This window comes from Martinezella sp. CNPSo 3957, from assembly GCF_057784395.1.
Genome location: NZ_JBXSOU010000002.1, coordinates 521,628 through 533,676, shown reverse-complemented (window position 1 = coordinate 533,676; position 12,049 = coordinate 521,628). Strand labels below are relative to the sequence as shown.

The window sequence follows — 12,049 nt, the reverse complement described above, 5'->3', positions numbered from 1 at the left end:
CTTAATATTTTCTCAAAGAATCTTTGCGTAGATAAAGAAGAGATTTAAAAAATACATGTTACGGAGCTCATCGATGAGTACGGCGATTACGCCGAAGGCGCAAATTCCCGACGTGGCAGGGCAAATTACCTACGCCATGCGATCCATGGGGGTCGCACCTATTCCGCGCAATTACGAACTTTTCTACGAAGCTTATATCGGCTCCAATCCCACTCTTACGCGTGAACTGGCAGCTCTGGGCAAAAACGCCACCCAGGAGGAGCTGGACGCGATCGGCGCCAAGTATTTTCCGCATCATGCAGGCCGCGTCTTCGATGAAGCGCATACCCGCCTCGCCTCCGAACTCGATGCCATCCTGCGCGCCCTGCGTCAGGAACAGACAACACTCGAAAGCTATAACCGCCTGCTCGGCGAAACCAGTGAAAGCATAAGCTCCAGAAGCCACAACAGCGCCGAACTGCTGCGCAGCGCCATTGACATGCTCGCCACAGCAACCGGCGATACGATGGCTCACGGTGAAAAGACCGTCGAGCATGTCGTGGAGCGCAGCCAGGAAATGGATCTGGTCCGCAAGGAGCTGGACGAATACAAGCGCATCGCCAACACCGATTCGCTAACCCGGCTTTCCAACCGCCGCGCCTTCGAGGACCGGCTGATCTCCATCTTCGACAACCAGCTTACCCGGCCGACGACCGCTCTGGTTCTTGCCGATATCGATCACTTCAAGCGGGTCAACGATACGTTCGGGCACCCGGTCGGCGACAAGATTCTCGCCACCGTCGCCTCCATCATCCGCGCCAATGTACGTCGCGACGTTTTCGTCGCCCGCGTCGGAGGCGAGGAATTCGCTCTCATTCTGGAAGCCACCAGCATCGAGGAAGTTACGACGGTTTGCGAACGGATCCGTCGCACCCTGGAGGCGACGCCGTTCAAGAATTCGCGCACCAGGGTCGACTATGGTCCGATCACCCTCTCCCTCGGCATCTGCATGGCTTCGGAAGCGGCCGATTCCGGGGAACTGTATAACAAGGCCGATCTGGCGCTTTATTGCGCCAAGAATGCCGGCCGCAATTGCAGCAGCGTCTATCAGGATGGCATGCAGAAGGATTTCACCAAAAGTTGGCTCATCTACAAGAATTAGAAGCGAAGCCAACCAACCGCCGGCGCTGCTTTCCCAGGCATGCCGGCGGCTTGCTTACCAGAGTGTCTTGGCTGCCCGTACGGGCGCCTCGCGATCATAAGTCTCCTGATCGAAATCGGCCTTCGCCGCCTTCAGCATCATACCCGGCGATGGCAGGCTTGCCGGATCGACGAACCGTTCCGCATTCCACAGCTCGGCCCGCATAATCGCCCGCGCACACTGGAAATAGACTTCCTCGATCGTAATCACGACAACGCAGCGCGGATGCTTGCCATCCATCTCGAAACTGTCGAGCAAGGCCGGGTCGATCGAGACGACTGCCCGACCATTGAGCCGCATCGTCGTATTCGATCCCGGGATGAGAAACATCAGCGCTATGCGCGGATCGCGAACGATATTCGCAAGAGAGTCGACGCGGTTGTTGCCGCGCCAATCCGGCAGATGCAGGGTCTTCTCGTCCTCTACGCGAACGACTCCACCCAAGTCACCGCGCGGTGAGCAATCAAGCCCCTCAGGCCCGACCGTTGCCAGTGCCATGAAGGGCGATGCTTCGATCATTTGGCGATAGAGCGGTGTCAGGACGCTCGTGACCTTGGTGATCGACGCCTCGCCGGCGTCGCCATAGAGCTGCTTCAGTTCCTCGACGGATGTGACGATGTGCATGCGACCTCACGCTTCTCTCTGGCATTTAACTCGGATCCGGCGCGGCACAGCCACTATTATGACGAGCGACGCAGCGGAGTTCGGTAGAACGATAGCACCGTCCCGTCATGATTTTCGAGCGGATTTTCCTTCTGGGTATCTTCGGTAAGGAAGCCCTGGATGGCGTCGAACACGGGTGCGGCGCTGACGATTCGCCGGTGCCCGAAACCATTGGCCCAGAAGAGACGGACATGCGGCCCCTCGGCCGCATAGCCGCGCGCATGATCGGCGCTCACCTCCTTGTCATCCTCGGCATGGATGACGAGAACAGGCCGGCTCGGATCCAGCCGTCCATGTTTCTGGTCATAGGAAACAAGCGTCCTGCCCGTTATCAGGCGAACCTCGTCTTCCAGGGCCGCCTGGGTCGCAGGTCCGAGCCGCATCAGTCGACCGAAATCCTTGAATAGCGAGCCCATGGCGCTCGGCGCACCGATCAACACAAGCTTGCCTGGACGAAGCGGCTCGATATCAGGCAGAAAGCCCGCGGATGCCAGTGCCAGGGATGCCCCACCAAAGGAGTGTCCGATCGCTGCGTCGAAGGCTCCGAAGCGCGCCGACGCCGCCGCGATAGCGGAAACGGCCAAACGCACATTCAGGAACCGACCGGCCGAGCGACCATGGCCGGGCAGATCGAGCGAGATCACTTCTGCCCCACTATCGGCAAGGAATGCAGCCAGCTCAGACATATATTCACTGCTGGAGCCCCAGCCATGGACTACGAGATAGCGCCTGCGCGGCCCCTTAGCGCCGCCATTGAAACGGTAAGCCATGGCGCGGCCGCCGGGAAACGGCAGCATCACCTGCTCCGCTGCAAGGAGACGCTGCCTGCCCTCCATATACGCCGCCTTGGCCTTCGAGCCCCGCGGCCGACGCGATGGCGTCAGACAGAAAAGCCGGAAAGCTGCCTTGCCGGCGAGCCTCGGAGATAGCCTTTCGAGACCGGCGAGACCCGACCGGGTGACCTTGAGCGCAAAGGATGGCATAGTGGGAATCCAATAATGTTCAACTATGAACAATAAAGTACAACGATGAACAAAAATCAATCCCTTCCCTGGGACCATCCGCGTTTTCGAAGCTGGATCGCCGTGGCGCGCGCCTGCCAGCTGATGCAACAATCGCTCGGACGGGCATTGGCGCATCTCGACATCAAGCCGCCGCACCTCGACATTCTCGTCAACCTGTTTCGCTTTGAAGGCATTTCCCAGCAGGAGCTTGCCCGCAAGCTATTGGTCGGCCGCTCCAACATGAGCATGCTATTGCCGCAGATGGAAAAGCGGGGGCTGATCGAACGCCGTGGCGATCGTCTCGACAAGCGGGTGCTCCGCCTCCACCTGACCGAGGAAGGCCGGCGCGTGACGGAAGAGGCCATGACCATCCAGACCACGCTCATCGACCGGATGCTCTCGGATGCGCCAATCGAAGAGTGCGACGCGATCACCGTGCATATGGAGCGCGTCGTCAGCCTCCTGATGCAGGAAGAGCATGAACCACTGGAGCCCGTCGGCGATCAGTGATCGCCGGCTGAGCGTGCCGCAGGAACAACCCGGTTCAACGAGGCGAATTCCCAGATCGCAACGACGACGAGCACGGCCGTCGCCAGAATGCCGAGCTGATAGACCACGACCATCGGCAAGGTAAGAAGCAATAGCGCCAGCCCGACGAGTCCCGCCATATGCGATAGCGGCGGCCGGCCGGTGGTTACCCCTTTGAACCAGAGATTTCCAAGGAGGAAGACCGCCGGTCCGCCTAGAATGGCGGCCGCGGCGTGCATATCCGCTGCATCATGCGGATGAGCAAAGAGAAATTCATCTCCGACGACGCTCAGGATAATACCGGCCAAGATCGGAATATGCGCGTAGGTGAACGCCTGCCTAGCGAGGCTGCCGGGCGTGTCGTCATGCTCGATGCGATGGGCCGCCCTTTCATGGCCAAACTGAAAGTAAATCCACCACAGAGCAACCGTGCCGACGAAGGCGGTGATGAACACCGCGACGATCAAGGGCGTCACCGGCTGTTCGGCAAAGGTCTTGCCGGCCTGCAGGACCGCTTCGCCGAGGCAGATGATGATGAAGAGTGCGCAACGTTCGGCCAGATGCGCGCCTGATACATTCCAGTCCGCCGTCGTCGACTTGCCGAGCCCGGGTACCCGGAAGCCAAGCGCTGGAGCTGCATATTCGATGATGAGCGCGATCAGCCAGACTATGATGCGCATTTCGCCTTCCATCAGGGCGCCTGATATCCAGAAAATGCCGGACAGGATCAGCCAGCTGGTGATGCGCAGGAAATTGCGATGGTTGGCAGCGCTGGCATTCTTGAGGGCGTAGACGGTGAACAGCGAACGGCCCACCTGCATGAAGACGTAGGCGCCGGCAAAGAAAATCGCCTTCTCGCCGAAGGCCTCGGGGATAGCAGCGGAAAGGATAAGTCCCGCAAACATCAGCGTAAACAGCATGATGCGCACAGGCATGCGGTCCGGATCGAGCCAGTTCGTCACCCAGGCGGTGAAAACCCAAACCCACCATACCGCGAAGATCAGCATGATGGCCTCGAGCGCCCCTAATGGGGTGAAATGCTCGGCCAGCGCATGCGCAAGCTGCGAGATCGAGAAAACGAAGACCAGGTCGAAAAACAGCTCGACGAAGGAAACCTTGCTCTCGTTCTTGCTGCCCTTGGCGCGAAGCCAGTTTTCCCTACCACCAAGGATCATGCCTACGTCCCCTGTCCGTCACTGGAATTTGCTAACGCGGCTTTCCAACCGGGTCGCGGCTGAGACCCTTTTCCTTCAGCTCAGCCTCATAGGCCGCGAAAAGCTCCTGGCCCTTTTCTCCAAGCTCGCGCAGATAGGACCATGTGAAAATGCCGGTATCGTGCATGTCGTCGAAGCCGATGCGAACGGCATAATTGCCGGTCGGCGTCATCGACATGATGCCGACGTTGCGCTTACCCGGTACGGTAACCTTCTGTCCCGGTCCATGTCCCTGGACCTCCGCGGAGGGAGACAGCACCCGCAGCATCTCCGCCGGCAAGTCGAAGCTCGCGCCGTTGTCGAACGTCACCAACAGGTGACGGCGATCCTTAGAGACCCGCAATTCGGTCGGCCAAACGTCACTCATCGATTTTCCCATGTCCTTCAGCGTCTTTCCGAGAATTATGCCGCGACAGGTCTACACGCAAGTATAATTGAAAGTCATTTTCCTTGACGCAACAATCGCCTATGCACACATTAGTGACCTGACGGAGGTTCGAGTGAATAGCATAATTGGCACGATAGGCGGCGCATCGCCGCTGGCAGCGGGTACTGGCCCGATGATCGACCCCTTTGGGCGTGCGGTCACCTATCTCCGCGTTTCCGTCACCGACCGCTGTGATTTCCGCTGTACCTACTGCATGGCCGAGCACATGACCTTCCTGCCGAAGAAGGATCTGCTGACGCTCGAAGAGCTCGACCGGCTCTGTTCCGCCTTCATCGCCAAGGGCGTGCGCAAGATCAGGCTCACCGGCGGCGAACCTCTGGTGCGCAAGAACATCATGTTTCTGGTCCGCAAGCTCGGTGAGAGCGTGAAAAATGGCGCGCTTGACGAATTGACCCTGACGACGAACGGCTCGCAGCTCGCCCGCCATGCCGAAGAGCTTTACGATAGCGGCGTCCGGCGCATCAACGTGTCGCTCGATACACTGGATCCCGATAAATTCCGCACGATCACCCGCTGGGGAGATTTCTCCAAGGTGATGGAAGGCATCGACGCAGCGCAGAAAGCCGGTCTGAAGATCAAGCTCAACGCTGTCGCGCTCAAAGGCTTCAACGATACCGAAATTCCCGACCTGTTGCGGTTCGCGCATGGTCGCGGCATGGACCTGACCGTCATCGAGACCATGCCCATGGGCGAGATCGACGAAGACCGCACCGACCAGTATCTCCCGCTCTCCCAGTTGCGCACCGATCTCGAGCGTGAGTTCACGCTGGTGGACATTCCCTACCAGACGGGCGGCCCTGCCCGTTACGTCCAAGTCGCCGAAACCGGCGGTCGCCTCGGCTTCATCACGCCCATGACCCATAATTTCTGCGAGAGCTGCAATCGCGTAAGGCTCACCTGCACGGGCACGCTCTATATGTGCCTCGGCCAGAACGACGCGGCCGACCTGCGCACGGCGTTGCGCGCAAGCGAGGATGACGCCCTGCTCCATGCAGCGATAGACGAAGCCATCACCCGCAAGCCGAAGGGTCATGATTTCATCATCGACCGCACGCACAACCGTCCGGCAGTCGGTCGCCACATGAGCGTCACCGGCGGCTAAATCCCACCGAGAACATCAAATATGCAGCTTGAGCTTATTCGCAATGCGACGCTGAAGGTCACCTATGGCGGCCATATTCTGCTGATCGACCCTTACTTTGCACCGCGCCACAGTCTCCCGTCCTTCACCGGCCGCTCTCCCAATCCGATGACGGAACTGCCGCGTTCGATCGACGACATTCTCCAGGGCGTCGAGCTGGTGATCGTATCGCATCTCCATACCGATCATTTCGATGCCGTGGCGAAGGAGCGCGTGCCGAAAACACTGCCGATCCTTTGCCAACCCGGTGACGAAGGACGTATCCGCGACGCGGGATTCACAAACGTCACGCCGCTCACGCAATCGGTCGTTTGGCAAGGCGTAACAATCACGCCGCGGCAAGGCAGCCACGGCGTTGGGCCGGTGGTGGAAAAAATGGGGCCGGTTATCGGCCTCACGCTGGAAGCTGTCAGCGAACCCACTGTCTATTGGGCTGGCGATACCGTGTTTTACCCTCCGGTCGCCGAAACGATCCGTGAATTCTCCCCCGATATCATCGTCACCCATTCCTGCGGCGCCCGTTGGGATGGCGACCTGATCGTCATGGACGACAAACAGACGCTCGAAGTCAGCCGCCTCGCCCCGCAAGCAACCATCGTCGCGACTCATATGGAAGCGCTCGATCACGCGACCATCACGCGCCAGGATCTTCGCCAAACCGCAGAGGCAGGCGGTCTCGATCCCTCGCGGCTGCTCATTCCCGCCGATGGCGAGACGCTCCATCTCGGTCGGTAATTCGCTCGCAATTCAGTAATTGGAAAACAGACTTCAATGGAAAAGCGCCGGACCGTTGGCTCGGCGCTTTTCGATTCATGATAGTCTTTCCATCGATGCAGCCTTACGCGGCGCGGTAACGTGCATCCGCATTGCCATAGCTCGCATGCTCCGCCTCGCCATCGCCGGTGCGGAAGCGATCGATCTTTTCCGAAAGCATGTCGACGCGCTGGCGCAGGCCATGGATCTCGGCATTGTTCTCCTCGACCATTGCCGCGTTCCGCTGCGTGATCAGCTCGACTTCGGAAACCGCGCGGGTGACTTCCTCGATACCGGTCGATTGCTCGGTGGTCGCCGACGAAATGTCGGCAACGAGCCTCTGGACGCCGGTGACATGGTTGATGATCTCGGTCAGGGCTGCGCCGGTCTGCTCGACCAGATGAACGCCGTTCCGCACCTGGGTGGAGCTTGCGGAAATCAAGCCCTTGATCTCCTTCGCCGCGTTGGCGCAGCGCTGCGCAAGTTCACGCACCTCCTGAGCGACAACAGCAAAGCCGCGGCCGGCCTCACCGGCACGGGCTGCCTCGACACCGGCATTCAGCGCCAAGAGGTTGGTCTGGAAGGCGATCTCGTCGATGACCCCGATGATCGTGGCGATCTTCTCCGACGAACGGTTGATCTCGCTCATGGCGCCCACAGCCTTGGCGACGACTTCACCCGATTGGGTCGCATAGGCCTGCGTCTCGTTGACGGAGGTCGCCGTTTGCCGTGCACGATCGGCGGTCGAGCGCACAACGTCGCTGAGACGATGCAGTGCCCGCGAGCTTTCCTCGAGGGCGGCAGCCTGCTGCTCGGTGCGCCGAGCGAGGTCGTCGGCCGACATGGCAAGATTGCCGGTGCCGCCCTTGATCTCCTCGGCCGTGTAGCGCACGTCAGTCAGGGTCTCACGCAGCGCCTCGACCGCGTGATTGTAGGTGAAGGCCATTTCCACGAAGTCAGCCGAAAGGTCCTCGCGCATTCCCTCTTCCAGATTGCCGTCGGCAAGCTTGGCGAGAACGTCGGCCAGCGCATTGAGCGCCTGCTTCTGCTCGCCTTCGATGCGGGCGCGCTCGGCGGCGCGGCGGGCAGCCTCTTCCGCAGAGAGCGCACGGGCGCTTTCGGCTTCCCGCTCCAGCCGGACATTTTCAAGCGCGGCATCGCGGAAGACGCTGACGGAGCGTACCATGTCGCCGATCTCATCGCCGCGATTGCGGCCGTCGATCGCGACTTCCAGGTCGCCGCTCGCAAGGCGCGTCATCACGTCGGCGACGCGCTTCAGCGGTCCGCGCAGGGTTTCCACGAGCATGAGGCCGCCGATGATGGCAAGCAGCGTACCAACGATCATGGCGATGACCGAGACGTTAGCCGAACGCTCGCTATCTTCCTTGCCAAGTTCCTGTGCCTGAGCAACGAAGCCACGCAGCGAGGTCATCGCATCGGCGAGCAAGGTGTTGGACTGAACACGCGTCGTCTTCCAGTCGGCTGCCGTCTGCAGCAGATCGGCCGATCCATTGGTCAAGCCCTCGATCAGCGGCTTCATATGAGCCGCAAAATCACGCATGGTGGCGTTGGTCGGGCCGAGCTCCGAAATCCTTGCAGCTATGCTCTGCAGATCCTTGAGATCCGCAAGTACCGGTTCGCGTGAGGCTGCATCGCGAACGTTTTCCATGCGCGAGGCGTGCAATATCAGACGATCGACGAGACTAAGCGCCTGATCGACATGATCCAGAAGCTCCTTTTGGCCATCGATGATCTTATCGAGACTGACGAAACGATCGGCGGCGGTATCGCTGTTCTTGGCCGACTGCAGGGTCATTTCGCCCTCGATCTTCACGAAACTCTGCAGGATCGGCCCCATCGCCTCGACCTTCTGGTCGGGCGTGCCGGAGCCTTTCAATACCGCATCGAGCTTGTCGGCCGCATCGGAGGCATTGGCGACGAGGCTGGCGCCGCGCTTGGAAACGAGTGCCTTGGAAACCGTCACCTGCTTCAGGATAGCGTCCGCATAGGTGCGCGCGTCTGAAATCTCCTCGGTGGAATCGGCAGCCATCTGCACCTGGATGCGCAGATTGCTCATCTTCTCCGACAGGCCCTTATAGGCCGCAGCATCGTAGAGCAGTTCCTTGGCGAAGGTTTCCTTGTCGCTGAAATCCTTGCGGATGATGTCGATCTGCTTGCCGGCGGCCTTGGCGGTCGCCTCGATGTTTTGTACCGCCTTCCGGATGGCTTCGACATCGCTATCCTGCTTCTGCCTGATGGACCAGAGCGTCGCTTCCTGGGTGCGCATCTTGGCGGCAAGCTCGGTGACCGGAATGATCTTGGCGCGCTGATCGTCACTGAGCAGCCCACTTAAGCGACGGACGCCCTGTTCCTGCGCGTCGATCTTGGCGGCCAATGTCTGGCGCGTGTCATCGGAAGGTGAACCCGTGAATTCCTGCAGGGCGGCCTGAAGGTTCTCGAAATCGCTGATATTCTCGATCGTGGCGCGCGTCACGGTCATATGACCGTTCAGAATATTGGCCGTGTGATAGCCCACCAGGCCGACGCCGGCGATCAGAACCACCAGAGGCACCACGAAAATAAGGACTTTGGTGACAATCCTGCGGCCTTGCAAAAGACGATCAATGAAAAACATACGGCGCCTCAACTGGATTATTAAAAATCTCCAGCGAAGGCGGGATCGTCATTCCTGCTGCGCTGCGGTAAGGGCTTCTGCCTCATGCAAAACCGCTGAGAGCCTCGGGAAATAAGATTGAATAAGCATTAATCGCCTGCCTAAAAGCCTCTGCAACGGCAAAAAAACTGCAACCGCTGTATCATTCCACGACCACAGCGCGAAAAATTACGTCAATGAATGACAAACATCCCGCAATGCACAATCGAATTTGACTGCCGCTCAAACGAATTCAACTTCGGCCGAAACACAGCCGATTCCAATTTGCTGAAAACGGCGCTAATTCAGATGGGTAATCGGGAGACTCATCTTTCTCATGCGACTGACCAAGAATACGCAGGGCGCGCTCTTCATGGCGGCCTCCATGGCCGGCTTCTCCTGCAGCGATGCGTTGTCCAAGACTGTTATCGCAACGATGAACGCAGGCGAGATCATCTTCATCCGCGGCTTGTTCACGAGTTTTTTTGTGTATCTGCTTGCCCGTCGAATGGGCGCCCTGCGCAATTGGCGCGTCATCCTGCAGCCGATGATTGCGCTGCGCATCGCCTGCGAAGCTCTGGCGGCAGCAACCTACATCACTGCTCTTGGAATGATGCCTATCGCCAATGCCTCCGCTATCCAGCAGGCTGTTCCGCTTGCCGTGACACTTGGCGCGATGATTTTCTTGAACGAGCCTGTGGGATGGAGGCGATGGACGGCCATTGCCGTCGGCTTCGTCGGCGTGCTGATCATCATCAGGCCCAGCCGTGACGGGTTCACGACGGCGGCCCTCCTTGCTATCGCCTGCATGTTTGCGACCGCCGCCCGCGATCTGGCGACACGCTGTATAGACAAGGACGTGCCGTCACTGATGGTCACGCTCTGCACCGCAATTTCCATATCCATATTCGGAGCATTGTGCATCATCCCCTTCGGTGGCTGGCAGCCGGCGAGCGCGACGTCGCTCCTGCAGATCCTGCTGGCCTCCGTTCTGGTGCTGATCGGCTACCAGGGCGTCATATTGGCCATGCGCACGGGCGAAATCTCTTTCGTCGCGCCGTTCCGTTATCTCAGTCTCATCTGGTCGGCTCTGCTCGGATTGATCGCCTTCGGCGAATTGCCGGACGGATGGTCTGTCTTCGGTGCAGCCGTTGTCATTGCCTCCGGTATCTATACTTTCTATCGCGAAAGCAGACGGCGGGCGGCCGAGCCTGTCGCGCAGGAATCAGAACCCCGCGTTCCCGCCTGAGGTCGCAATCATGTCCGACTTCATCGCCAATCCCGAAGATATTCCCGTCGTTTTGCTCGCGGGCGGCCGTTCCAGCCGCATGGGCGCAAACAAGGCCTTTGCGCTGCTCGCCGGCGAAAGCTTGATCGCTCGTATCATGTCGAAGATCGGGCAACGGCAGCTCAAACCAATCGCACTGAATGCAGATGCCGATTGGCCTGACGCCATGGGAATGCGGCTCATTCCGGATAGAACTCCCGGTAAATTGGGGCCGCTTGCAGGTGTGCTTGCCGCGCTGCAGGATGCGCAATTGCGTCACCCTGAGGTCTCGCACATCGCCACCATCCCCATCGACACCCCGTTCTTTCCTTCCGATCTTGTCGCGCGCCTTGCACATGTCATTCATGGCCTCGATGAGATTGCCATTGCCGCATCAATCGGCCGGGATCATCCTGTTTTCGGTCTCTGGCCCGTCTCAGTCACCGCCGACCTGGAGCTATGGATCTCCTCCGACGACAAACGGCGCGTCAGGGATTTTCTCGCTCGACATAAGGTGCGGCGGGTGGAATTCCCCGCGGTCGAAACGGCAATCGGGCCTCTCGATCCCTTCTTCAACATCAATACGCCAGCCGATCTCGCCGAAGCGGAGACATGGCTAGCAGCTTTGGAAGACATGTCATGACGAAATCTCGGCCCAAAATCTTCGGCATTGCCGGCTGGAAGAATTCCGGCAAGACGGGGCTTGCCGTGAGGCTGGTCACGGAGTTCACCCAGCGCGGCTATCGCATCTCGACCATCAAGCATGCGCATCATGATTTCGATATAGACAAGGTCGGCGCCGACAGCTTTCGCCATCGCGAGGCGGGCGCGCATGAGGTCACCATCGTCTCCGGCACGCGCTATGCCATCATGCACGAATTGCGCGGCGCCCCCGAACCGAGCTTCGAAGAAATACTGGCGCGTCTCGCCCCTTGCGACCTTGTCTTGATCGAGGGTTACAAGCGCGAACCCATCCCGAAAATCGAGGCGCGCCGGCTGGAAGCGGCTAAGCGCGAACCGCTCGCCCCACAGGACCCTCACATCATCGCTATCGCCGCCGACCATCCGGTGGAAGATGCCGCTCCGCTCGCTGTTTTCGACCTCAACGACACTCTCGCCATCGCCGACTTCATCGCTGCGAAAGTCGGCCTTGGCAAACCGACGAAATAGAAAGGCCGCCGGTTTCCCGGCGGCCCCC

12 protein-coding genes are annotated in these 12,049 nt (G+C 59.6%); 7 read left to right on the top strand and 5 right to left on the bottom strand.

Going from position 1 to position 12,049, the window contains the following annotated elements; all coding sequences use genetic code 11:
• Positions 1–73 precede the first annotated feature (73 nt).
• Positions 74–1,141, top strand: a complete 1,068-nt coding sequence (locus tag AC13QE_RS07785) for a GGDEF domain-containing protein (protein ID WP_488483242.1) — start codon at positions 74–76, stop codon at positions 1,139–1,141.
• A gap of 54 nt (positions 1,142–1,195) precedes the next feature.
• Here the strand turns inward: AC13QE_RS07785 and AC13QE_RS07780 are convergent, their stop codons facing one another.
• A complete protein-coding gene (locus tag AC13QE_RS07780) occupies positions 1,196–1,804 on the bottom strand; it encodes a pyridoxamine 5'-phosphate oxidase family protein (RefSeq protein WP_488483241.1) in 609 nt (202 codons plus the stop codon).
• A 56-nt stretch (positions 1,805–1,860) separates the two neighbouring features.
• Entirely contained in the window at positions 1,861–2,826 is a 966-nt protein-coding gene (locus tag AC13QE_RS07775) for an alpha/beta hydrolase (protein WP_488483240.1), read from the bottom strand.
• 45 nt (positions 2,827–2,871) lie between these two features.
• Between AC13QE_RS07775 and AC13QE_RS07770 the strand changes: the two genes are divergently transcribed.
• Positions 2,872–3,357, top strand: coding sequence for a MarR family winged helix-turn-helix transcriptional regulator (locus AC13QE_RS07770; RefSeq protein ID WP_488483239.1), 486 nt, complete (start codon positions 2,872–2,874; stop codon positions 3,355–3,357).
• On the opposite strand, the gene AC13QE_RS07765 is transcribed toward AC13QE_RS07770, so the two are convergent.
• Positions 3,351–4,550 carry a low temperature requirement protein A gene (locus AC13QE_RS07765; RefSeq protein ID WP_488483238.1) on the bottom strand — a complete coding sequence of 400 codons (1,200 nt, stop codon included), beginning with the start codon at positions 4,548–4,550 and terminating at the stop codon, positions 3,351–3,353. The two genes, AC13QE_RS07770 and AC13QE_RS07765, sit on opposite strands and share 7 nt — an antisense overlap.
• A gap of 31 nt (positions 4,551–4,581) precedes the next feature.
• Complete coding sequence (locus tag AC13QE_RS07760; protein WP_132716829.1) at positions 4,582–4,956, bottom strand: gamma-butyrobetaine hydroxylase family protein; 375 nt, start codon at positions 4,954–4,956, stop codon at positions 4,582–4,584.
• 133 nt (positions 4,957–5,089) lie between these two features.
• Between AC13QE_RS07760 and moaA the strand changes: the two genes are divergently transcribed.
• The gene (moaA, locus tag AC13QE_RS07755; protein ID WP_488483237.1) at positions 5,090–6,139 is read left to right on the top strand and encodes a GTP 3',8-cyclase MoaA; all 1,050 of its coding nucleotides are present in this window, start codon (positions 5,090–5,092) and stop codon (positions 6,137–6,139) included.
• A gap of 21 nt (positions 6,140–6,160) precedes the next feature.
• Positions 6,161–6,913 carry an MBL fold metallo-hydrolase gene (locus AC13QE_RS07750; RefSeq protein WP_488483236.1) on the top strand — a complete coding sequence of 251 codons (753 nt, stop codon included), beginning with the start codon at positions 6,161–6,163 and terminating at the stop codon, positions 6,911–6,913.
• Between the two features lie 103 nt (positions 6,914–7,016).
• Here the strand turns inward: AC13QE_RS07750 and AC13QE_RS07745 are convergent, their stop codons facing one another.
• Positions 7,017–9,566 carry a methyl-accepting chemotaxis protein gene (locus AC13QE_RS07745; RefSeq protein WP_488483235.1) on the bottom strand — a complete coding sequence of 850 codons (2,550 nt, stop codon included), beginning with the start codon at positions 9,564–9,566 and terminating at the stop codon, positions 7,017–7,019.
• Between the two features lie 355 nt (positions 9,567–9,921).
• On the opposite strand from AC13QE_RS07745, the gene AC13QE_RS07740 reads away from it, so the two are divergent.
• Genes AC13QE_RS07740 through mobB form a run of 3 tightly spaced genes read left to right on the top strand, consistent with a single transcriptional unit; the run spans position 9,922 to position 12,021 of the window.
• Positions 9,922–10,833 carry a DMT family transporter gene (locus AC13QE_RS07740; protein ID WP_488483234.1) on the top strand — a complete coding sequence of 304 codons (912 nt, stop codon included), beginning with the start codon at positions 9,922–9,924 and terminating at the stop codon, positions 10,831–10,833.
• A gap of 10 nt (positions 10,834–10,843) precedes the next feature.
• Positions 10,844–11,494: a molybdenum cofactor guanylyltransferase MobA gene (mobA, locus tag AC13QE_RS07735; RefSeq protein WP_488483233.1), complete on the top strand. Its 651-nt coding sequence runs from the start codon at positions 10,844–10,846 to the stop codon at positions 11,492–11,494.
• Positions 11,491–12,021, top strand: a complete 531-nt coding sequence (gene mobB, locus AC13QE_RS07730) for a molybdopterin-guanine dinucleotide biosynthesis protein B (protein WP_132716834.1) — start codon at positions 11,491–11,493, stop codon at positions 12,019–12,021. The genes mobA and mobB overlap by 4 nt, the downstream gene beginning before the upstream one ends.
• Positions 12,022–12,049 lie beyond the last annotated feature (28 nt).